This window comes from Mucilaginibacter gynuensis (assembly GCF_039541195.1).
Classification (GTDB): Bacteria; Bacteroidota; Bacteroidia; order Sphingobacteriales; family Sphingobacteriaceae; genus Mucilaginibacter; species Mucilaginibacter gynuensis.
This window is the reverse complement of sequence record NZ_BAABFT010000004.1, coordinates 330,916-354,009: the sequence shown is the minus strand read 5'-3', so window position 1 is coordinate 354,009 and position 23,094 is coordinate 330,916. Positions and strand designations below refer to the sequence as shown.

Sequence of the window (23,094 nt, the reverse complement as noted above, 5' to 3'; positions counted from 1 at the left end):
GCTTGGAGATATCACCATGATCGAGCGCTCTCGCCTAAGGCCAGGTGTTCTTTAGCCCGAATAGGACTCGAACCATTTTATCTCTGATCTGCAACTTTGCGCTACCAACTATTAACAATTCTATCCTGTTCTAGGCTAATTGATATTCTCTGGCTTATTTGGCATTATCTGATTTAGGATGAGGCAGTCGCAACTGCTGACTTACTATCAATTAGAAAAGTACAACATTAGACTTGAAGCGCTATTTTGATAGTATGCCGAATCTTTTAAGCTTCGCAAAATAGCTTGTAACAAATGTGGTAGCAGACCTGTTGTGTTTCAATAAAGCTGCAAATAGTCTGAAATATGATTTTGGAAAAACTAACGAAGATATTATCTCGAATACCACTCCATGGTAATATTGCAGTTATACTAATAGGTTCTTATTTTTCAGGCTACGCACAGCAAGCAGAGACCCAGGGGTGGTTGTTTCTAACCCATACCCAAAAGCTCAATCAAAACTTTGATATACTTTTTGATGCACAAACAAGATCCGCTGATAAATTTGACTACGCGAATACCTTGTTGTTGCGTACGGCGCTGAACTATAATTTTAATAGTGCGCACTCGTTCGCATTGGGTTATGCATATAAAAAAGATAGGGAAAGAATCGGAGGTATCTATGATTATACGAATGAGAACCGGACGTATGAACAATACCTCTATACTTTTAGGATTTCGAAAACAGAAATGATAGTACGGGGACGGCTCGAGCAACGGTGGGTCAAAAATGAAAGTAAAAATTTCTCACAACGTGCACGGATATTTATAAGCGGACAGATACCAATTTTTACAGACACAGGATTTTCAAATGGCATGTATGCAGGCGTCCAGAATGAGATTTTCTTAAATGTAACAAATAAGAAAAATGTCAACAAACGATTTTTTGATCAGAACCGAACTTTTCTCTCTTTAGGCTACCGCTGGAGCAAAGAGGTGGATACGGAAATAGGTTATATGTATTGGTATAAGCCTGAAAGCGAAGATACTTTTAGGCGCAATGTTATACAGTTACAAGTAACAACCAGTTTTTAAAGTTTAGCAATTGCCTTTCCTAAACCAACTTAATATTATTTGACAACACCCCTCCATCAAGCATCGCATAATATACATAGCTATAATATGTATTTAAGAGGTAAATAGATAACACTTATTATAAACGCATAATACAATAAGCCTGATTAGGACTCGAACCATCTACAAAACTGCTGCGAGTTGTTGTAAATTTAATATCAGATGGTTCGAAAAAAGTCCCATGGGGTTCACGAAGTCAGTGAGATCCCCATTGACTTTCTTCGAACCTCATTCTTCAGAATTTACAAAAATTCGCTAGGTAATTGTAGATGGTTTGAGTTCTTTCAAGGCTGCTTGCACTCCGACTGTTACTAGACAAATTTCAAACTATTTCTGAAACACTGGAAGAATTGAGAAGCTTAATGGTTCTGGCTGCTGCGAGATTTGCACTTGTGGCAAGAGAAAGATGTATCATGTTAATCATTCAGAACTGAACGTGTGCATAAAACTTTCTTATCCACTGCACGTCAACAACCGGAGCAAAATAATGTCGAAAACACGGCGACAACAGTTTAGACAGATTTATTTCGCATCAGCTTGCCTTCGGACGGCATAACCTACTTTGTCCTGAAAAATGACTAATTATCACAAATTGCAAAATTGTCGCAATAATTCCGTAAACGATGGAAACCTTATTATATGGATTCGCCATTGCGATAAAGGGACATCGGTCTTAGTTTTGTAACCGCAACAGTATTGTGAAATTGGTACAATGTAAAATTGCCAGCATCATGGCCAATAAATAAAATCAAAAAAGCTCCGAATAAATTCAGATAAATTGGTTGCCAGGCGGTCTAAATGAAGCGATAAATAACATGTACTAAGGGACCACTGAAGCAAAGTGTATAAGGCCATATATGTAATTGTAATATACGGCTTGGGCAGTATCCAAGCTTTGCGTTTCTAAAACTTTTCGGGCTATGTTGGTTGGGCGGCTTGAAAATATATTTTGTTTACACGGAATATATAATTATAATTGAGATGCCTAAACCAATATCACGATGGCTCATAAACTTTCAAGAATTGATATATTTAATTTCAAGTCAATTATTGACCATTCTTTTATTCTAAGTGATTATACGCCGTTGATTGGATATAATAATGCGGGTAAAACTAATTTAATTAAGGCGATTAAATGGTTATTACGCAAATCATCGTTAGCGAGCGATCACTTTTATGATTCAGAACAAGAGATAGTAATCATTGGGAAAATTGAAGGAATAACTGAAGAATTACTTCAAACATTATCTGCAAATCAAAGGAACAGTTTATTACCATTTGTTTATAACGAAAGCATTGAAATTAAGCGGGTACAGTTTAGGCCAGGGGACTCTGCAACTAATATTAGACTATTTATAAAAAATCCAAATGCAGAAAACGATGAGGATATATGGCGGGTGAACCCAAACGGAATAGATCAAGCCATTGCAAATTTATTTCCAGAACCCATACACATTGGAGCTATGGAAAATGCTGAAGAAGATGTAAGTAAATATAAAACCTCAAGCACAATCGGGAAATTGCTTGCCGAAATTATTGCTCCCATTGAGGAGCAACACGGAGCCAATGTACGTGAAGCTTTACAAGGCTTTCACTCCTTACTTGACGCAGAAGGTCCAAACAGAGCGCAAGAATTAATCGATTTCGATAGGGCAATGAATAATAAGATTGACGACTTCTTTCCTGATGTGAGTGTCAAATTACATATACCAACCCCTGAATTAAAGGAGGTCTTTAATAAAGGAACAATAAAAGTTTATGAAGGAAACGGCATTGGTAGAGATGTAGCATCATACGGACATGGTGCGCAAAGATCAATTCAGATGGCATTGATAAGACACCTAGCTGAAATAAAACGTGTAGCAAACAATCAAACAACACGAACATTGCTCTTGATTGACGAGCCCGAACTTTATCTACACCCCCAAGCAATTGAAGTAATTAAGGATGCTCTCAAAGAGTTGTCAAAGGAAGGATATCAAATTATATTTTCCACGCATACGGCGATGATGCTAACCCATGAAGATGTTGGAAATGCCTTATTAATTAGGAAGAGTAATGATGCAGGAACTTATTGTCGCTCTACCTTAAGAAATGCAATTGAAAGAATTGAGCAAGATGCACCAAGTCAACTTCAACTACTATTTTCACTTGGCAACGCAAGTCAAATTTTATTTTCTGAAAGGGTAATTCTAACTGAAGGACGAACAGAAGAAAAAGTACTACCTACTGTAGTTTATTCCATACTCGGTAAAACTCTTGGCTATCATAAGTGTGCATTGATAAAGCAGGGCGGAGTAGCAAATACACGAAAATGCCTATTAGTATTGCATGCTATGAACGTACCTGCAAAAGCAATTGTTGACTTAGATTACGCTTTTAGAAACAGCATTGTAGATGGTTTTTTAAACGAAGACGACACAGATATTTTCGCTGCAAAAGCTTTAATGCTTCAACTATCTCAACAAAACAATTTTAATCTTGCTATTGATGGATTTCCAGCTAAGGGAGGAGACTTAACTCCTTCTCAAGCATTTTCCTTATTCGCCACTAATTTACAAGGGCAAGAAATTGTCTCAAGATTGCATAACAAGTTAAAAGCCTTTAACATTTGGGTATGGAAAAGGGGGGCAATAGAAGACCATTTAGGGTTAGAGGGGAAATCTGAGGCTGTTTGGGCGACTTTTTGTAATCGGTGTAAAAATGAAGAATTGATTGATTTCATTTTAGATCATGCCGAGATTGTTAATTGTATTAACTGGGTAATAAACTAACCATATAGTGTCTAATTCAAGTAGAATTACTTTAAAGAACGAAGCTACAGGATTAAGAGTAGTATCACAAATTGTACAAGAATTTTGGGAGTGTGGGTGGCAACCTTATGAACACAGGAACGACAGAGGAATCGATGGTTTGGTCATTTTGAGAAAAAGGGGAATTGATTTGGGAATCAAGATGAATGTTCAAATCAAATGTGGCCCTAGTTACATAAGTTCAAAAGATGAAAACTTCATTTACATATCTATACACGATAGTCAATCCCTATTGCAGCATCTGGATTACTGGAAAATTCAAAGTGAACCAGTTATATTGATTTTCGTCAATCCTTGTATAGAATGTCGAGATAAATTTGGCAATTTATTGAAGGATAATTACGGGAAAGTCATTTGGAAAGAAAACCGAGCCAATGCTATTGCTTGGTGGGTTGACTTAAAAGCCGATGATCTTCTCAAAACAAATACAAAAACAATTGTAAAAATCAATAAAAAGAACAGATTTGGTGAACACTCTAAAGGCGAATTGATTCGTCTGTCTCAAAGGCAGGTGGGCCCTATAGGTCTGCAGTCAATTCGTGCGCACGCATCTAGTTTAGCTCTTTATAATTCAGTGTCTTTAAGGCAAGAAGCTAAACAGTTTTATAATCAATGGAAAATTAATCCTATAACATGCCAAGCTATAAATGAAGATGTAATCATCGCCCGTACAGGATGGAGGCACATACTTCACAAGAGAAGAACTAAAGAGAGAAGAATTATATCATTACGTTATTTAGGGTTTGCCAGAGACATAATAGCTAATGCCGAACAATCGTATTTACTAAGTCAATCTGAAGACTATTTGCAAACTGAGCAAAAAATTGGGTTAAGGGCTACCATCATAACAAGAAATAACGGCGAAATGAATGTACAGGTGATACTGCTCCGACGAATTAATAAGTCCACAGGAATAAGTCGCTGTTGGTTCTTTAGTGTGCATAACAGATGATAGATGCATTACCCTTGTTTCATTTACCTTTAAAGTGGTCAGACTTGAGTCGTGAAACTCTGAAATTAGCCGGACACGCACCTATCTATCTGCAACGCGTTGCTAATATAACACAGACTAATCCATTATCAAATAATTTGATGTCAAACAACAACCAAAATTGCTATAAATCATCTTCCTTTCTTTATTATTCCATTTTTTTATAAGTCTACACTGGATCGGATAAAATAATCAATCATCGCTTCGACGTACCTTATAGGATCTTAGAAGATCAATACGGCTTTAATAATTTCAAACAGAGCAGCGAAGCCTGCTGAGGCTTTTTGAAGAGCTATTGAGATACTTGTCTCATTCAGGATTCGCTATTATGAATTCGGTTTGTCCTTCAGCACATGTTATGTGGATTCGCCTGAGTGTATTTAAAATGGCCATTTCCTGTTCATCCTTTGCATCTTTTAATTTTTTATTTCACGCTCTACTGCCCTGAGATCGTCAAAGGATTTGGAAAACTCCCAAACTTTAGCACCAATTTTTGAACCGGTTACAGTAATGCTGTCTATACGTCCGGGGATTTTAACCGGTTATTGATAACGGCCTAATAATTTTTTGTCTTTGAATGTTACATCTATTGTGCCGAGATTCTTCCTGATATTATAGTATTCACCCTTTAAGCTTTTGATGTCAGGAAAATATTTTAACGATACCGTGCCACCATGTTGGTAAATCTGAGTGCTTGTGAGATTTGGCGCATTCGCAAATTGATAGGACAAAGTATAAAAACCGTCCTGCCCCTTTGTTATCAGTTCTGAATAGCTATATGAAGTTGATGTTTGCAAAGTGGTACCAAGATTTGCAAAATACCCATTGATTTTAACCTGAGACGCAGTTTGGCGAATTTCCAATACAATGTGCATCTGGAAACTTCCATTATAATCCGACTGCAATATACCTTCATATCTGCCACTAATGTTTGGCAAATTGACTAACCAACTAAATGCCCATGTTTTCCATAAATAGGTATCAATAAGCCACAAAATGACACCGACAATACCCAATACCCCAAATACATCCAGGTAATCGGAAATGGTTTTAATTTCTTCTTTAAATCTTCCTTCAATTAAAATATCAGCATACGGGTCGAACACTTTGATCAGAATATTGGCAACCACTATCAGGATTGCGACCAGTACGATAATTCCTTTAGTTTTGTAATACTTAAAATTCATAGGGATGATTTAGATTTTAAAATTGAAGATAATTCCACATCTGTACTAAGTATTTATTTACGTCAGCTCGGCTCCATTTGCGGTTACCGCTAAAAAGGTATAGCAACTCTGAAACCTCGCCCCAGTCGCTACATTGACTATCCTCTTTCGTGTTTTCAAATAAATAAATAATAGATTGGCGCAATCTTTCTGTCCACGTATCATCGTTATTAAAAATCCTATCAGGTACATTCCAAACTAAGCATTCCAATAGAAAGGATGTGATATTATCGCTTACAGCAACTTTATCATCAATCATTTTGTACCTTATCCGGCGATAAAGACGGGTGACTCTTTTAAATCGTTTTTGTGTCCGAGCATTCTTCGCTTTACCATTTTCTATATGTTGTAGAGGATAACAGATCACAGGAATGCCTTTGTCTGTAATGAATTTAGCGCCGACATGCAACGTTGTCCTACTGTCATGCCTATTGTATTTGAAAGTCGGAACTACATCGGTTACAACTCGTGTTGGCGACTCTTTTACTGTAATACACTTATCATTGCGAGTTATGTTCCCAACTCCAAATTTTCGGATTAGAGCGCTTTGGACTTCCGACTTAAAAGTCGCAAAAGAATAAGAACTGTCTTTATAGCCATAGTCTTCGGAGGTTTCACCGTTTGGCACATGTGTAAAAACTGTATCACTCAAGCGGACATTAACATCAATGTCACTGTTTAACCTAACATTAGTATCATTCGCATAAGAACCTTGAGCAAATATCTCTATACTTTTTTTCGACAATACGGGATCTTCTCTGATAGCTTCACGAACAAGCCGGAGCGAATTATCTAATTTATCTTGTTCGCTAGTACTAGGCGGCATGCGCCAGTTGTTAAATGTTTCTTCAGTAAATCTTGGCATCGTAACAGGTTGATTAAATTGTAGTTACCGCTACTCAAAACTTAGACCACTGAAAAAACATGTCGTCGGGTGGCAGTTTAAACGTAATTTAACTGACTTTTAGGCAGTTGTTAAAAGAGTTATTTGGACAACAGATGCTAATGATGCCGAAAACTAATGGCTGTAGATAGCAAATAATGTATCTTAAAAGCCTGACTAAACTATTTTCAAGAATTTGGGATCTGTTTTTCGAGCCATTCCCCGTTCTTTTTTAAATCCCAGCCCAGTACTATAAAGTTGATCATAAATATAATCGTCCTTAGGACTGAATCGATAAGTGCCCGTCTGCAACAAAATTCTTTTATGTGTAAGAAATTGGCCGGTGATTTGTCCTTCATCATTCACAATTAATTGTCCATGAAGGTTTCTACGCTGGTATAAAAACCTGTAAAAATCTTTTTCAGACATATTTAACTTGATTAGGCCCAATAGAAATATCTCTAAATCATCGATACAGACCGCCCATGGGAAATGATCATCATCATCGAACAAATCCAACATCATTTGCAAATCTGATTGCACATGACCGAATTTATGGTAGGTAACTATTAAAGTGTATATCTCTTTTATAACCTTTGGGTCGATAGTCTGTAGAACATTCATCTTTTTGTCGTAGACGTCAAAAGGCTTCCTGGCTATCAACTTTTCCTTAACACTGTAGGCTTGAACATATCCGTAGTCAATGGTTTCTTTGAAATCTTGCCAAATTCCGTTATAATCCTTATCAGGATCGTACATAGGCTCCCGTACTTTCCCTGCTTTTGCTTCAATAATTAAAGCAGTTTTTCCAGCTAATCTTAAAAGATCCCTTTCGCTACCCCCATGTTCTAAATAATAAGATGGCAATATTTTAACAGATTTATTCCAAGCGTAAAAGTCTCTGAAAATTTGTTCAACCTTGCGTTCCAAATATTTATCCCTAGCCTGAGTAATGCGGTTTTTGTTTTTTATAATCTCAGAACACTTTTTCTGAAGCAAGCCGGACATTGCGTTCAACAATACTCTATGGTCAACGACCAAATAATTACCATTCTTCAATTTATAGATCGGCTTTTTATACAACTGGTTCGGCTGACTGAAGAATAAAAAAGTTTCGTCACCTGATCTGCTAATAGTTATTTTATCCAATACCGTATCAACAAGTGCTTTCGAGCATTCATTGAGATCAGATACTGAAAAAAGGTTTACAATCGATGGATTTGCGACATACTCAAACATATCAATTGGGACGTCTAAAGTGGACCTCATAGCCTCATCAAAATTACTGCCACTGGATAACGCATTTAATATTTCAGTTCTAAACTCATCTTCATTCAGATTTTTTTTAGGTTGTTTTAAAAAACCTTATCCTTCTTTTGCTCAAATAATGCGTCGAGGCAATTATATAAATCTATTACATCACACACATTCCAGCCAAAAGAATTCTTTAATTCTAAATCAAAATTTTTGTAAAGCTCTTCAACTTTTTCAATGGCTTGCTCCTCAAAATGTAAAGGCCCAACATGGAAGAACGCAGTATATGTAAATGAGCCAATCTGCCTTCTTCTAAAGACTTCCTCGGCGTCCATTTTCTCAAAAAGAACTTCAGAGAATGGCTTTAGTTCGCCGTATTCGCATTTATGGATTTTCTCCATTTCAGCGAGCATAGAAATTAATTCAGGCCAGTCTTGGTTAAAGTCAAACGATATTTGCTCACTGGATTCATCGCCGAAGTAATATTAAGGTTGAATAAATAAAATAATTGCCTAAAAGGAGACACCAAGCCTTTTATAATCGAGGCATTCCAAGGTAGAGTGATCCCGGTAATAAAAGAAGTCATTTGACGAGCAAATCCATCGGATTCAAATCGCCCAACTTTACTTTTCAAAGCCCTTGCTATGCGCTCCAGGTTATCCATAATCTAAAAACTATATCTTTCCAAATCTTTGCAGTTTTTCAATTTTAAGCCGTTCAACTTCTTTATTCAAAATTTTTTCCAAGTCCGCAATTTTACGTACCTGTTTGACATAGTAGTTTTTGTGCAAGTAGGCTTGAGATCTGAAGTTACCATCTATCGGTCTTATTTTCAGAGCATCTGAAAAATCATATCTAACAGATAAGTAACTCTTAACGCCTTTAACCTCAAAATAATAAGATATGGTGATTTCTTCAAGTAATATTATCTCTTTAAAAAAGTCTTCTGATAACTCTCTTAACCCTTCAAGTTTTTTGCCTCTGAAAAGTATGATTAATTCCTTCTCGGTTCGGTCTTTGTAGATTTCAGGGATTTCTTTACTCTCGTCAAAAATATACTTCAACCCTTTTATATCCTGCCTTATAAATATATTACTACTATCAATGTTGTTAAAGCTCAACAAAAAATTAACCCTTTCTGTATTTGAAGTAAAGTCAGAAAATTTGATTTCTGTTGTTTGGTCTGCAATATGACCGTGTTCAAGCAGTTCTTCTTTAATAATAGTATTTATGCGATTAGCAATTATTTTAGCATCCTTAGAGTTTGTTTCGACGTTGTTTAGGATGAACCCTCCATTAATCTTCTGATATGTTATTTTAATAGGTTCCCAAATAGTATTTAAGGCAATATGTTTAGTCGGGTCTTTTTTCTCTACATGTGATGAAAAAACAAAAAGTCCCGGCTGATCCGGATCGGGCGCAAATACCACCGGGCTATTTAATTTTGCTTGTAGTCCATGCGTAATGTTTTCAAAGTTTGGCCTGATTTGGTTAAATATTTCTGATATAGGTGTTTCGGTTATTGTTGGCAAGAAGTAGGGAATGCTGCTAACCGGTCGTTCCTTTACATTTATTAAGTTAATGAAATTTTCTAACTCGATAGGACTAAACAACAAGCTAACCATCAAATCCATAAGCTTACGTTTATCCGCATTTTTTAGAAATATTCCTTTATGAGATAAGAATATTTTTAAATCCTGTGCGCCAATCTTATCAGTATTCAATATTGGTTTAAGAATGTCTCCGTACGGTAGCTGCTCTTTAAAAATAGGGTTTATCCTTAGTTGCCCCTCTGATTGAATAGCCTCTATTGTCGCCGACAGGTCGGCCGTATTAGGTATGGACAAATCCGCAATCTGGGATGTTTCTACAAACAGTGATTTTTTAACACTTACTTTATCTAATATATCATTGTTGTCAAAAGATTGTAGGACATCCAATACTTCGTTCTGAAAATCCATTGAGTAATCGCTAAAATAAACGATATACTCATTAGCCAATCCGCTGGTTAAACGAATGAGAAACCATATGATTTTTTTTAAATTTTCTTTGTTGTATGGGTCGGAGCAGAACAAAAGCACACTAATCTTTTCACTGTTTTCCTTTATGATTGGGAGAATGTTAGTATTAATGTATTCCGGTGGTAATTGGCTGCCCCGTTTTCCTATTTTATTAAAAGAAGAGTTAAACTCGGTTATTGGATAGAGAAATTTAACTGGTAAATCTTCCCTATAGTTTTTTGCGGTTACTATTGAACTGATTATAAAGTTTGCCTTCGCATTATCAACTAAAAAGTAATGCTGATCAAATTCCAAATACTCATTTCTAAATACTTCCTTATTCTGATAGATAAAGTCTTTATTGATATCGTCGTTGTCGGTTGAAATCCAAAAGAGGATATTGAAAATCCCATTAACCTTCTCAGAATCGATCTTTCTTTTAGCTTTAAAGTCCTCAGTAATAATATTTGTGACTTTTATAAACTTTCTTATTTCTGCCCGTGCGCTTTCTGGGTACTTATAATCATGCAGTGAATTAATAAAGATGTGGTTTGTCGTACTGTCTTTTAGTTTGCTGTCAAATGTAATATAGTAGTCTACCGTAGCGGTTTCATTACTTACCTGTTTGTCATCAAAGTAATCCAGGGATAAATCTTTACTAAAATGTTGCCAGCCTATCAGCTTTAAAAAGTTTGTCGTTATAACCTGTTCAAGGGTCAAGACAGGCTCTTCACTATCAAAACCAGTAAATTGAACAAATGGATTTTTACTTACATGCTTTTCGATAGCGGTAAGCCAATTTAACAGGACATTATCAAAATCTTCTTTAGTAATAGTTTTACCGAAGATCGAATCATGCCCAAATTTGAAATTTAAGCTATTGACCAGTATTTGTTTAATGGTTGCTTGGAGTTTACTGCGATTTTTCTTCTCATAAAACTCATCGAGTTTTACGATTGAATTAGAGAGTAGTAAATCAAAATCCAACGGCTTTTTAACGATTTTAACACCATCGATATCATCAGTTTCATTCAATTTGGTATCTGTATGGCCGATGCAAATGAGTTCATAGCGATCCGCCAATGTGTCAGTTTTAAGTTCAGCTACCCATTTTTTGGCTGAAGCAAAGCCAATAGTATTCTGTGATGATTTGACTTGAACTAATTTTTTTTCACCATTAGTCAATTCCCATTTTATGTCAACTTTTTCAGATTCGTCATTAGGCTCGATTGTAACAGTTTGCCAATTTGACGATTGAGAAAGACTGTCTAAAACTGTAATTATTGTTTGCAAGAGATACCCTCGCATACCATGTTGACCACCCATAATTTGTAAAAAGGTTTAAAGCGTTGATAAAGCTGAAATATAATAAATATTTAAGAAATATATTATTACATAATTGGCATCAAAGGGATTTCTGGATTGAAGTTCTTATAGACGTTAGGTTCCTTTGCGGGTATGATTGCTCCATATAATATACTTTCAACTCTAAGTAATTCAAAGCAAAGCAAGCCATGTTTTGGGCAGTCCAAAACGTCTTGTTGGGACACCCGAACCCGATATACTTCACTTTGTTCAGCATATTAAAAGCAGCGATGCAATAATGATGTAATTGTTGAATAGAAAATCTTTCGGTACTACCGAAAAACTCTGATTTTGGTCGTTGAACTTTGCATTTAAATAGTGCATGGTATGGCAAGGCCTAAGATATTACAGGATAAAAAGCGCGTTTTCAAAATAACCATTCGGTTAAATGATACTGAGCGGCTTCAGGTGCAGCAATCTGCACGGGCTGCCGGTCTTTCCAATTATCTGTTCGTCAGGGATAAGGTTCTGAAAGGGCGTGTTCCCGAACCTAAAATGGCACGTATCGACATCAATGTATATGTTGAACTCAAAAAGATCGGCACCAATATCAACCAGCTTGCCAGGCATGCCAATTCCGGTAAATTTCCTTACGGGATCAATAAGGCTTTGCGCGAGCTATCAGAACAGCAGCAATTCATTATTAAACTCTTGCTCAATGATAGCCAGTCAAAAGATCGGTAAAAGCTTTATGGGAGCCTTGCAGTACAATTGGAAAAAGATGAACCATCCCGATAAGGACAAAAGGGCGGTAATGCTCGATACCAATTTCGCTTCAGCTGATTTGCGCATTATCAAACAGGAAGTGGATCTGGTACGCCAATTCAGACCGGGTTTAAACCGGTACGTATACCATACCAGCCTGAATTTTGCAAAAGAAGACCAATTAAGCAATGCTCAGCTGGTGGAGATTGCCCATGAATACTTACAGAAAAGCGGCTACGACAATAACCAGTATTTTATATTCAGGCATAATGATGCCGATCATTTACACATCCATTTGCTGGTTAACCGTATCCGCTTTGACGGCAGCGTGGTTTCCGACAGTCAGAACTTTAAAAAGAGTGAAGCTATATTAAGACAATTGGAGGATCAGTATAATCTCGTAGCAGTAGAGCCGGATAACAAACTATCACCTCAACGAAGTATCGGTATAACCAGTAAAGTAAACAACAGTGTAACTGGAAAGCGTTACCTGAAAGCACCGACCAAGGGCGAACTGGAAATGATGGATCGTACAGGCATAGTTTCTGAAAAGCTATTGCTTCAGGAGAAGTTAAATTTACTGTTGCCATCCAGCCGTATGACTATTCAGGATTTTATAAAGCGGTGTGAACGGCATGGCATCTTTTTACTTTTTAACCAGGCCTCCACAGGCAGGGTGAGCGGCATCACCTATTTTCATCATGATTTCAAGATACGGGGACAGGCATTAGGCAACCGGTTTAAGTGGAGCGAAATCCTTAAACGCATAGACTATGAACAAAGCAGAGACAGCGCGGCGATTAGCGCAGCAAACGATAGAACAAGAGCAAAGTACGACGAGCGACCAGCAACAGTCGGAACTGGACACCTCCCTACAGGATTTCCTGCAAACGATCATAAACCTCACGGAAAAGACAGCCGTCAATCTACCCCTGCTCAGGGAGATCATACAGCGGCAGGAAGCAATAGAGAAGGAATTGAAAAGCAACAAAGCAAACCACAGGGTGCTGATCTACCTCATCATGCTGACGGGGATATTGAATATGATCGGCTGGATACTGTTTTAGATGTTCAGATCAGCGATGATGTGGACGATGAGGCTGTTTATGGCAGGAACAGACGAAAAGACGATAAAGCAAGGACGAACAGGCGATAATAACCGGATTACAGCTATCGTTAGGTAAATAAAGAATTAGTAAATTTGAAATAATTAGAACATGCAGCATGGAAGTCGTATTGGATCAACAACAAAAACCGCAGGGCGTTTTTCTTCCGCTCGATGATTGGGAGCAGTTAAAACATGTTATCAACCGGGCAAGTGATCTTTACAAATTGATGGATGATCTGACCCATCCCGATATTTTTGAGATGGATGCCCATGCATTTGCAGGATACGTAGCGCCAATTGCCCAGGATGCTGTTCATAAGGCCTTAGATCAGGGCCTCTATTTTTCTTATCCATCGGGAAATGAAGATCTGCCTTCTACGTTCATCCACGAATATAAAAACGGGAAAAAGGTATTGGTCAAAATCGACACCCAAACAGGGAAAGAACATTTCTTAAAAAATCTTTAGGCCCGTATGTTACATTTTACGGTTATAGCCGGACCAAACGGCGCCGGTAAAAGCACCTTTTCCGCCCATTTTTCAAGGCCGGGCACGCTGATATTTGATCCTGATAAAGAAAAGGCAAGGATAGAAAAGGCGTACCCGGATATATCCGAAGAAGCCGTTCAAACGGCGATTACAAGAAAATATGACGGCTATGAGTTACGGGCTATCGGTGACAAAAAGCACTTGACTGTTGAAACGAATTTAAGAAATGCCTTTTTGGGGGAACGTGCCGTGTGGTTTCGGGAAGAAGCAAAATATAACACAAGATTAATTTTTATGATGCTGCCCGATATCGAATCTTCAATGGATCGGGTTAACTTGCGCGTTAAGCAGAAAGGCCATTTTGTAGATTCTGATAATATTAAGCAAAACTTTGAGATGAGCAGAGAAAATCTGCTTAGTACCGCAGGCATGTTCAATGAAGTTATGCTGGTATGCGCTGCTTCTGCTTATGGCATTATCTCCAGACCCGAGCTTCTGCTAACGATAAAAAACCAACGGATCAGCGAAATGGCTGCAACAATACCCGATTGGGCAGCCGATGTGGTATCCGGCGTTATTAAACTGGCGACAGCGGTCGGCGATGATACCTCGTATAATCGTAAGCGGAGCAGGTAAATCATTAAAGCGCTCTGACCCCCGGGATCGTTACATTGTCACACCTTTCAATAGGCGTTAAGAAAAGTTATTAATACTAACTTTGCAGTTCGATGCAGGCCAGACCTTGGTTGCCTATAAAGCGCTATCGATGCCAGCACTGCTTGCCGTAACCTTTGGAAGATAGGTTGACAACCCTATTGTTTGGACTTTCGCAGCTCGTTTTTTTCACGTTCACTTTGTAATAAACGTTCTAACAAAGCTACCTTTTCATCATAAAGCTGAACAATTTTTTCAATTGGATTAAAATTGTAATTGATGTTATGAGCAGCGTTATCGTAGTTATTTTGGATATTATAGATTGCCTTTTCCTCATCAAAGTTTTTAATCGCTTCAACCGGTACTTTCAATATAGCAGCGACTTGCGCTAATATATCGTCTTCAATTGTTTCCTTGGCTTCAAGCAACGAGACCCTTTTTTGACTCCACTCCTCGCCAAGTTCAATGGCAAGGGCTTCCTGTTTGAGGCCAAGCATTTCACGAAACCGCTTTACATTGCGGCCATGATGAATATTGGGTCTTTCTGTCGTTGTGCTCATAAGTATTCTGTAAGGCTGTAAAACAAAGATAATAATTTACACGGACACTTGATAAAGCCATTTAAAAGCGGCATTCAGGTATAATTTATACTATGCATTTTCTGCTATAGAACGCTGCTGAATTGGATAGAAACCGGTGGTGCCGGTCTTTTGAATTGCCGGTTAATGGTGGCCGGTAATAACTTATCGGCTTATGTATTGCGGCACTTTTGCACCCTGGGATCATTATCCAAAAAACCTGCGCTTTTCGGAAGTACAATATCCATTATCCGTCCTCATCGATTTTTTCAGTTGGGACTGGCCATTAGAAATACGGAAGAATCTAAAGCACTGGCGGCACTTTGTTATCAACCATGAATTATACAAACACCAACATTATGAACCCGGCGACCTGCTGCATTTCCATGAGATGCATGTTAAATTGCTGGAAGCGCTGTATTTACTTTTACTCGAGCACCAGGCGAGCCGGTACTCGCTTTCGGAAAAGAAAATGCTACTTGAGGATCAACTGGAAGTGGAAAGAAAGGAAAGGCTCTACTTCCCGGAAAACTTGTCGAAGGAGGAACTACTTGATCCTTATAGCGTTTTACAGGAAGCTTTCAGCAAGATCAATCCGCAGGCCTTTCGGGACTATTTGCAGGATTGGGTGCATGCCGCGCTGGTTACTCCTGCCGTTGATACAGCTATGGAACCGGGTGAGATTATCACCGTATATGAATTATTGAAAAGGCTATATTCTGCCGCCTGGCTGATCCATCAAAGGGAAACAGACCAGCCTTACCTAAATAAAGCGCCGGATGTTATATCAAGTAATAACAACCTGCCGCAAATAGCAACAATGGCTGCCACCAATCCATTGCATACTATTGCGCCTGACCTTACCAAAGCGCAAGAACTGGGACTAGAAGAAGTGCGAAAACTGATTGTAAGCAAGGAGCCAACCGTGCGTTTGATCTACCTTCTGGGTACGCACGATAGTCCGTTTACCTATTACCTCGTGATCCTGGTGGATAATAGCGACCGCTCAACGGAATATGAACTCAGCAACAGGATCGAGGATCTTTGCCGCTTCCTGGTTTCGGTATGCGCCATCGTTCATAAGGTAAGCGGTGCACGATCAGGGATATTAAAAGGCAAACGCTTCTGGAACTTTGCTTTGCATCAGGGTATAGAAGTTTACAGGGCTTCGGAACTGGAACTGCCCAAAATTTCACCGGTTACAGATTCGGTATGGCAAGAGCGAGCCAGGCGGAATTGGGATCGCTGGGGTAAACAGGCACAAGCTTTTCTAAAAACAGCCGGGCATTGCATATGTGATGAAAATTATGGGCTTGCGATATTTCTTCTACACCAGGCGGCAGAAAGTGGACTGATCGCGATAACCAAAATATTATCGGGTTACCGGTTCACGGTGCATAATATATCAAGGATGCTCAGGTTCACGTTGCTCTTTACAGAGGATATCAGGAATGTGTTCGAACTGGATACGGAAGCAGGTTTACAGTCCTTCTCTTTATTGCAGAATGGATATACTGATGCAAGGTACAGGAATGGTTTTAAGCCGGATAGGGTATCTGTTGAAATAGCACAGCAACAGATAGAAGTTCTATTATCTGTCTTAGAACATGTATATCTCCGGTTTTTAAGCGAACCTGACAGCGAAGGAGCGCATGGTTAAAACAATCCTTGGCAGTGTAGTTAAATTTGTTGTAAGCTATTAAGTTGGCATGCATTCATGATTTGTGAGATGCGGGTGCGGCAAGCGATCAATGCCATCGCGTTATCACGCCTGTTATTGATCGCCAGCCTCCCCGCCATTCAGGTCGGCTGCTCGTACCTCGCTGACAACCTGCATTAATATCTTATAAAGGATTCCGGGTCGCATTACATCGCAGTCACAAAATTAGCACCGCAGGAAAGCCGTCAAGAGTATATAAATGGTGCAGATTGGTTTGTTTTTCTGGCTGCACCACTCTTGACAGCTTTTCTGCTTACTGCTGCCGGTTGTTTAAGCGTGGTAATGAATTCGAATATTTATTTACCTTTTCCGTCAAATATTTTCATAATATCTTCGTACTTGTAATAGATGATCCCACCTATTTTAGTAAAGGGCAAGGTGCCGTTTTCCCGCAGGTTTTGAAGTGTTCCCGGTGATATTTTAAGCAGATTCTTAACTTGGTAGCTTTTGAGCAACTTTCGTGGCTCCTGCTGCCCGGATCTGCCCGAAAGCAGGGCTTCAATGTCTGATAATAATTTTATCCTGAATTCGATCAGGTCTTCCTTGGTGATGATTTCTGCCGCCATAAAATTTCTATTGTTTCAGCACAAAATTGATCGGTACGGAATACTTTTTATCAGTAGTTTTTCGGTAGTACCGAAAATTAAATGGCTTTAAATATTGGGCTACGCCTTTACGACTGGGCAGATAGCTTTAACCGCAAAGCCTGCATATCCGAACTGATCTTGTTTTCCAACACCTTCGCGTAGATCTGGGTGGTCGCAATTTTGGTATGTCCGAGGATTTTACTCACAGTTTCAATGGGCACACCGTTGGATAAGGTTACTGTCGTGGCAAATGTATGTCGCGCCAGGTGAAACGTGATGGATTTATTGATGCCGCATAGGTCTGCGATTTCCTTCAGATAGCTGTTGACTTTTTGGTTAGATATGACCGGGAACAACCGGTCGGCCGCAAGGGCACGTTCGTTGCCTTGGTAACTCACCAGGATTTCCAATGCTTTTGGCAGCAAAGGTGTACTCACCGACGTTTCTGTTTTTTGTCTGCTGGTCTTGATCCAGTATTCTCCGTCATTGCCCTGTACCAGGTTGTCCTGCGTAAGGTTGATCAGATCTACATATGCCAGGCCCGTGTAGCAACTGAACACAAACAGATCCCTGATCAGTCCCAGCCTGGGTATATTGAATATTTTATTTTCAATGGCAGAGAGCTCGGGTAAAGAAAGACATTCCCGGTTAACCTTTTTGGCTTTTATGGAATATTTGACAAATGGGTTCTTTTCCAGCCACTCTAACTTTACAGCAAGGCCTATCATCTTTTTTATCCGCACCATATGTTTCACGACGCCGTTGGTCTGAATTGGTTTTTGATGGCCGACTGGCTTATGGTTGTAAAGAAACGTTTCGAAATCATGAATGAATTTATAATTCAGTTCATGCAGAAAAATATCACCCTTTTTAAAATGTGCCTTTAAAAATTTAGTGAGATATCGTTGTGTTACAAAATAGTGTTTTAGCGTGATCGGCTTAATGGTGGACAACGACGTTTCGTTATGGTAGGCAAATAGGTCACTGAGCTTGTGAACCTGGACGTCGGCATTGAAGTATACGTCCTTAACAGCGTCTGCTGTTAAATAAACGCCTTTAAGCTGCATCTGCTGATAGATATTACTCAGAGAGCGCCGTACTTCCTCCAGGTACGTATTAATCGATCTGATGTCATCTTTGGTGCCTTTCGCGGCACCCTTTCGGTTATCCCAGTTCTTTAAATCCACATATTGCTTAACGGCAAAGAAGCACTTCTTCCTGTTAACGGTTATACAGGCATAAATCGGTAATTTGCCATTCTTTTCTTTGTCTGCTCTGGCTGTAAAATGTATGCCAAATGATTGTGTTGTTTTCATAAACTCCTGATTACTATTAAAATGCTTTAAAATAACCTGTTTTCAGGTATTCATTTCACATCTAAAACGGTTCAAAAACAATCAAAAACATTCATTTTTAATCGTTTTTTATTTGACGTAACCAACTGTAAAACAATTAATTACATCACTTTTGAACACCTCAAATGTAAAAACTAAAAACAGGTAGTCGGATAGGTAACCTAAACTTTGAAATTCTTTGATATAATTTGGAAGGCTTAAAAACATAAAAGCCTGTAAATCATACGATTTACAGGCTTTTGGAGAACTTTGAATTCCGTTCTGGTGGGAGTTACTGGGTTCGAACCAGTGACCCTCTGCTTGTAAGGCAGATGCTCTGAACCAGCTGAGCTAAACTCCCTTTTGCTAACTTCTAAACCCGTGGGCTTTTTTGAAGTTGTGTCCCCGTGTTTGGGTGTGCAAATATAGAAAGCTTATTTAAATCTTCAAAAAATATTTTACTTTATTTATAAGCTACTGATTTTAAGGGCGAAAAATTTAAACCAGCTTTCAAAAATACACTTTCAGCTTATAAACGGGCATAAATTGCCCATAAAAAAGTTTACATGGCTACATCATGACCCTTATTGGGGCGTGGGTCTTCGGGCAATATCTCCATATCGGGGTAATCAATATAGTCGGCATACCATTGTAAAGCGCCAACTACGTCGAGCGCGTCCTCGGCCATTATGTCGATGGTTTCAAAGGCATACAGCTTGCTATGGGCATAGCCATACAGCTGTATCTCATTGCTACTTGGTGTAAACCTGTCATGGTTAAGGCAATACACCCGTACTTTGAGTGCAGTATCCCTTGAGTGGATAACATCCCTGCAAGGGTCTTTCGGATCGGTTGCTAACAGATACACGTTGTGTTCCATAAGTTTTATAACAACACTATTTGTGTATAGTTTCAATTATTTTGGCCGGCATTATTTAGCCAGTTCTTCTTCCAGCCGTTCTACCGATAACGATATGCCATCAATAATATGGGTAGCCTGTTCGTAAAAGCTTTCACGTTCGGCCAGTTTTGAGGTGATAAACTCCACCAGTTCGTCGCCTTTTTTACCTTGCAGTACAGGGCGTTCGGTTTTACTACCCTCCAGGCGCTGGGCTAAGGTTTTAGGCGATAGTTTAATGTAGGCTGTTTTTCCGTTAGCGTTCATCCATTCCATATTATCAAAAAAACATGGCAGGCCACCTCCGGTTGATATAATGGCGTCGGCAGGGTATTCGGTTTGTTTTAGCAGGTCTGATTCTAACTGGCGAAATGCATCTTCACCAAAGCTCGAAAAATACTCGGCCACGCCCATGCCTGCTTTTTCTTCCAGCAGATGGTCGAGGTCGACAAAATGGCAATTAAGGTGCGTAGCCAGTTTGCGGCCCCAAGTGGTTTTGCCGCAGCCCATAAAACCTACAAAAAATATACGGCCAAAACCTTTGGCAACTTGCAGTTCGTTAGTATCAGACATTTATCAGTAAACAGGTTTAAACAAAAAACAGATCAGGCTAATTTAACACGCGGATCAATCCAAACATAAATTATATCAACCAATATATTGATCATCACAAAAATACCGGCAATAAATAATATAGAACCCATGATCACCGGAAAATCCGACATTTCCAGGGCATCTACCGTGGCTTTGCCAAGCCCGTTGTAGCCAAACACATATTCCACAAAGAACGAACCCGCCATCAACGAAGCGAACCAATTGGCAATCGCTGTAATTACCGGGTTAAGCGCGTTCTTTAAGGCATGCCTATAGACCACGGCGTTTCTGCTGAGGCCTTTGGCACGGGCAGTGCGGATATAATCCTGCGACAACACATCCAGCATAGCGTTTCGCGTGAGCTGCACAATTATAGCCAGCGGACGCAAGCCCAGCGTAAGCATCGGTAATATCAGGTTCTTCAGCGTAAGCACCTCTCCCCTGAAAGGATCATAACGATACAAACTGCCCGACATGTTCAGCCCTGTTTGCGCACTCCATATATAACCAAACAGCCAGGCTATTATAATACCCGCGAAAAACGAGGGCGCCGAGATCCCCAGTGTTGACAGGCTGATGCATAACTTATCAATCCAGGTGTTTTGATTTAACGCGCTCACTATGCCCAGCAATACGCCCACAGTAATGGCGAACAGCATGGCCGTGGTGGCGAGTATCAGCGTATTGGGCACTACCTCTAACAGCAGCGTGGCAACATCTTTATGGGTTTGGTACGAGCGGCGCAGATAAGGCCATTTTAAAGCCAGCAATTTATTGCCCCATACGGGGAACAGCCCAGCGTAATGATAACGCTGCTGCTCATCGGCAGTATTGGCATGTATGCCTATCGGCGAAAGATCATTAAGATAGTATATAAATTGTACAGGCACGGGTCTATCCAACCCAAACTCCTTGCGCACGGCTTCTAACGATTGTACATCAGCCCGCTGCCCCTGCGTCATCCGGGCCGGGTCGACAGGCAGAATATTGAACAGAAAAAACACCACTACCACAACGCCCAGCATTACTGCCAGTCCGTAACCGGTTTTGCGGAGCAGGTATTTGATCATGTTTTTATTGGGCGAAGTATTTTTTTACCAGTTCATCATAAGTAGGCACCGTATGGTAATGCCACTTATTTATCACTGTACCGTTCTTCAGCAATATTACACCCGGGTTAGCGCGTACCATGCTTTTCAGCGGCACTTCATCAGCATAAAATATTTCGCTGAACAGCTTTAGCCTTTTACTATAAGCTTCGGCGTTTTGTGCCGATGCCGATGTAAGCAATACTGTACGTACATTATAATTTTCGGTAAGGTTAAGGGCGATGGCATTAATTTTTGCCATGGCGGCCTCATCGCTATGATCGAGGTTGTAGGCCACTATCATCACGTTATAAAACGGGTTGGTCAGCAGTTCCTGTGTATAATCATTCCCCTGCGCATCTTGTATACTAAGATCCTGTATTTTAGGGGTGAAGCCTTTCTTAACAAGACGACTTACCGGGTCACCTACTACTTCCCAATTATCATCTTTCCAGATACCGGTTTTCATGTACTCCTTATCGGTCATCACTTTAGTGGCACCGGTAGCTTTATTTTTAAGGTGATACGTCTGTTCGTATTCGTCGGGCTTGGCACCCGGCGGGGTCTTCATTTCGTTAGGGATATTGTTACCTATTTTATAAGGCAGAAAATCCAGCACGGGTAAAAAGTTATAAGTATACACACCCACACCAACCGAAATCACCGCGGCCACAACCAGGGCCACATCACCTGCCTTTTTATTTAATACCGGTTTCAGGCTGTTTTTATTGAAGAACAGCACCAGCGTTAACAACAGCAATACCAAATCTTTACTGAACGATTGCCATGGCGTAAGCGGAATAGCATCGCCGAAGCAACCGCAGGTACGCACCACCTCAAAATAGGCAGAATAAAATGTAAGGAAGGCAAAAAAGATGATGAGCAAAAGCAAGCCCCAAACTACCAGTTTAGCACGAGCGCCAATCAGCAGGGCAAAACCCAGCAGCATTTCGAGCGCGCATAAAAATATGGCTATGGCCAAAGCGTAACCGTTCAGGAACATGGTATGGAACACCTCAAAATACTCCACCAGTTTATACGAAAACCCAAGCGGGTCATTCGCTTTTATAAGGCCCGAGAAGATAAACAACAAGCCTACAAATATCCGGCAAAACCAAACTACAGCATTTTTCATTTCACCCCCAGTTTTATTAACGCGAAAACGGCATAGTTCAGCATATCCTGGTAATTGGCCTTCACACCTTCAGATGCTACGGTTTGTCCCTGGTTATCTTCAATCTGCTTAACACGCAATAGCTTCATCAATATCAAATCGGTTAATGAACTGATACGCATATCGCGCCAGGCCTCACCGTAATCGTGGTTTTTGGCAAACATCAATTCCTTGGTTTCGGTTACCTTTTCGTCGAAATAAATGCTCACCTGGTCGGCAGGCAGTTCAAGCGGGGTATCAGCTTCGCAATCCAGTTGCAGCATGGCTATCACACAGTAATTCACAATGCCTATGTATTCGCCGGTAATATCATCGCCTACCTTTGATACCTTTTTTTCTTCGAGCGTACGGATGCGCTGGGCCTTTATAAAAATTTGATCGGTAATGGATGAGATGCGTAATATGCGCCAGGCAGTGCCGTAATCGCGGGTTTTTTTAATGAATAAACCTTTACATACGTTTATTACTGCTTCGTATTCTGCTGCTGTATTGGCCAAGGTAGATGAATTTGTTATATTTTT

General features: G+C 39.7%; 22 protein-coding genes and 1 tRNA gene. 8 read left to right on the top strand and 15 right to left on the bottom strand.

From position 1 onward, the window contains the following. Positions 1–351 precede the first annotated feature (351 nt). The 3 genes from ABD894_RS10570 to ABD894_RS10560 all read left to right on the top strand — a co-directional run bounded on the left by ABD894_RS10570 (position 352) and on the right by ABD894_RS10560 (position 4,878). Positions 352–1,074, top strand: a complete 723-nt coding sequence (locus tag ABD894_RS10570) for a DUF2490 domain-containing protein (protein ID WP_345210992.1) — start codon at positions 352–354, stop codon at positions 1,072–1,074. Between the two features lie 1,040 nt (positions 1,075–2,114). Next, positions 2,115–3,887 carry an ATP-dependent nuclease gene (locus tag ABD894_RS10565; protein WP_345210991.1) on the top strand — a complete coding sequence of 591 codons (1,773 nt, stop codon included), beginning with the start codon at positions 2,115–2,117 and terminating at the stop codon, positions 3,885–3,887. 7 nt (positions 3,888–3,894) lie between these two features. Beyond that, positions 3,895–4,878 (top strand): DUF4365 domain-containing protein, encoded by a 984-nt coding sequence (locus ABD894_RS10560; protein WP_345210990.1) that lies wholly within the window; start codon positions 3,895–3,897, stop codon positions 4,876–4,878. A 581-nt stretch (positions 4,879–5,459) separates the two neighbouring features. Here the strand turns inward: ABD894_RS10560 and ABD894_RS10555 are convergent. The 6 genes from ABD894_RS10555 to ABD894_RS10530 all read right to left on the bottom strand — a co-directional run bounded on the left by ABD894_RS10555 (position 5,460) and on the right by ABD894_RS10530 (position 11,606). Then, positions 5,460–6,104: a Cap15 family cyclic dinucleotide receptor domain-containing protein gene (locus ABD894_RS10555; protein WP_345210989.1), complete on the bottom strand. Its 645-nt coding sequence runs from the start codon at positions 6,102–6,104 to the stop codon at positions 5,460–5,462. 16 nt (positions 6,105–6,120) lie between these two features. Next, positions 6,121–7,008 (bottom strand): nucleotidyltransferase domain-containing protein, encoded by an 888-nt coding sequence (locus tag ABD894_RS10550; RefSeq protein ID WP_345210988.1) that lies wholly within the window; start codon positions 7,006–7,008, stop codon positions 6,121–6,123. A gap of 195 nt (positions 7,009–7,203) precedes the next feature. Next, positions 7,204–8,265: a hypothetical protein gene (locus ABD894_RS10545; RefSeq protein WP_345210987.1), complete on the bottom strand. Its 1,062-nt coding sequence runs from the start codon at positions 8,263–8,265 to the stop codon at positions 7,204–7,206. A 116-nt stretch (positions 8,266–8,381) separates the two neighbouring features. After that, positions 8,382–8,681 (bottom strand): hypothetical protein, encoded by a 300-nt coding sequence (locus ABD894_RS10540; RefSeq protein WP_345210986.1) that lies wholly within the window; start codon positions 8,679–8,681, stop codon positions 8,382–8,384. Positions 8,682–8,698: 17 nt separating this feature from the next. Further along, positions 8,699–8,944: a hypothetical protein gene (locus ABD894_RS10535; protein WP_345210985.1), complete on the bottom strand. Its 246-nt coding sequence runs from the start codon at positions 8,942–8,944 to the stop codon at positions 8,699–8,701. A gap of 10 nt (positions 8,945–8,954) precedes the next feature. Beyond that, positions 8,955–11,606 (bottom strand): PD-(D/E)XK nuclease domain-containing protein, encoded by a 2,652-nt coding sequence (locus tag ABD894_RS10530; protein WP_345210984.1) that lies wholly within the window; start codon positions 11,604–11,606, stop codon positions 8,955–8,957. 366 nt (positions 11,607–11,972) lie between these two features. Here ABD894_RS10530 and ABD894_RS10525 point away from each other — a divergent pair, with 366 nt between their 5' ends. From ABD894_RS10525 to ABD894_RS10510, 4 genes are all read left to right on the top strand, one after another. Then, the gene (locus tag ABD894_RS10525) at positions 11,973–12,329 is read left to right on the top strand and encodes a plasmid mobilization protein (RefSeq protein WP_345210983.1); all 357 of its coding nucleotides are present in this window, start codon (positions 11,973–11,975) and stop codon (positions 12,327–12,329) included. Next, positions 12,304–13,506, top strand: coding sequence for a relaxase/mobilization nuclease domain-containing protein (locus ABD894_RS10520; protein ID WP_345210982.1), 1,203 nt, complete (start codon positions 12,304–12,306; stop codon positions 13,504–13,506). The genes ABD894_RS10525 and ABD894_RS10520 overlap by 26 nt, the downstream gene beginning before the upstream one ends. 68 nt (positions 13,507–13,574) lie before the next feature. Further along, positions 13,575–13,925 (top strand): hypothetical protein, encoded by a 351-nt coding sequence (locus ABD894_RS10515; protein ID WP_345210981.1) that lies wholly within the window; start codon positions 13,575–13,577, stop codon positions 13,923–13,925. A 6-nt stretch (positions 13,926–13,931) separates the two neighbouring features. Next, positions 13,932–14,582 carry a zeta toxin family protein gene (locus ABD894_RS10510; protein ID WP_345210980.1) on the top strand — a complete coding sequence of 217 codons (651 nt, stop codon included), beginning with the start codon at positions 13,932–13,934 and terminating at the stop codon, positions 14,580–14,582. Positions 14,583–14,758: 176 nt separating this feature from the next. Here the strand turns inward: ABD894_RS10510 and ABD894_RS10505 are convergent, their stop codons facing one another. Further along, positions 14,759–15,160 carry a helix-turn-helix transcriptional regulator gene (locus ABD894_RS10505; protein WP_345210979.1) on the bottom strand — a complete coding sequence of 134 codons (402 nt, stop codon included), beginning with the start codon at positions 15,158–15,160 and terminating at the stop codon, positions 14,759–14,761. A gap of 193 nt (positions 15,161–15,353) precedes the next feature. On the opposite strand from ABD894_RS10505, the gene ABD894_RS10500 reads away from it, so the two are divergent. Further along, positions 15,354–16,838 carry a HEPN domain-containing protein gene (locus ABD894_RS10500; RefSeq protein WP_345210978.1) on the top strand — a complete coding sequence of 495 codons (1,485 nt, stop codon included), beginning with the start codon at positions 15,354–15,356 and terminating at the stop codon, positions 16,836–16,838. A 356-nt stretch (positions 16,839–17,194) separates the two neighbouring features. Here ABD894_RS10500 and ABD894_RS10495 read toward each other — a convergent pair whose 3' ends face one another. The 8 genes from ABD894_RS10495 to ABD894_RS10460 form a co-directional block, all read right to left on the bottom strand. After that, positions 17,195–17,464, bottom strand: a complete 270-nt coding sequence (locus tag ABD894_RS10495; RefSeq protein WP_345210977.1) for a helix-turn-helix domain-containing protein — start codon at positions 17,462–17,464, stop codon at positions 17,195–17,197. 107 nt (positions 17,465–17,571) lie between these two features. Continuing rightward, on the bottom strand, positions 17,572–18,801 hold the full coding sequence (locus ABD894_RS10490; protein WP_345210976.1) for a site-specific integrase: 1,230 nt from the start codon (positions 18,799–18,801) through the stop codon (positions 17,572–17,574). 301 nt (positions 18,802–19,102) lie between these two features. Continuing rightward, positions 19,103–19,180: transfer RNA gene (locus ABD894_RS10485), tRNA-Val, on the bottom strand. 201 nt (positions 19,181–19,381) lie between these two features. Further along, positions 19,382–19,699 (bottom strand): hypothetical protein, encoded by a 318-nt coding sequence (locus ABD894_RS10480; protein WP_345210975.1) that lies wholly within the window; start codon positions 19,697–19,699, stop codon positions 19,382–19,384. A gap of 51 nt (positions 19,700–19,750) precedes the next feature. Continuing rightward, the gene (locus ABD894_RS10475) at positions 19,751–20,290 is read right to left on the bottom strand and encodes a shikimate kinase (protein WP_345210974.1); all 540 of its coding nucleotides are present in this window, start codon (positions 20,288–20,290) and stop codon (positions 19,751–19,753) included. Between the two features lie 32 nt (positions 20,291–20,322). Next, positions 20,323–21,381, bottom strand: coding sequence for an ABC transporter permease (locus tag ABD894_RS10470; RefSeq protein WP_345210973.1), 1,059 nt, complete (start codon positions 21,379–21,381; stop codon positions 20,323–20,325). 4 nt (positions 21,382–21,385) lie between these two features. Further along, positions 21,386–22,534, bottom strand: coding sequence for a BT_3928 family protein (locus ABD894_RS10465; protein ID WP_345210972.1), 1,149 nt, complete (start codon positions 22,532–22,534; stop codon positions 21,386–21,388). Continuing rightward, on the bottom strand, positions 22,531–23,070 hold the full coding sequence (locus ABD894_RS10460; protein WP_345210971.1) for a DUF1599 domain-containing protein: 540 nt from the start codon (positions 23,068–23,070) through the stop codon (positions 22,531–22,533). Before ABD894_RS10460 ends, ABD894_RS10465 begins: the two co-directional genes overlap by 4 nt. Positions 23,071–23,094: the final 24 nt, after the last annotated feature.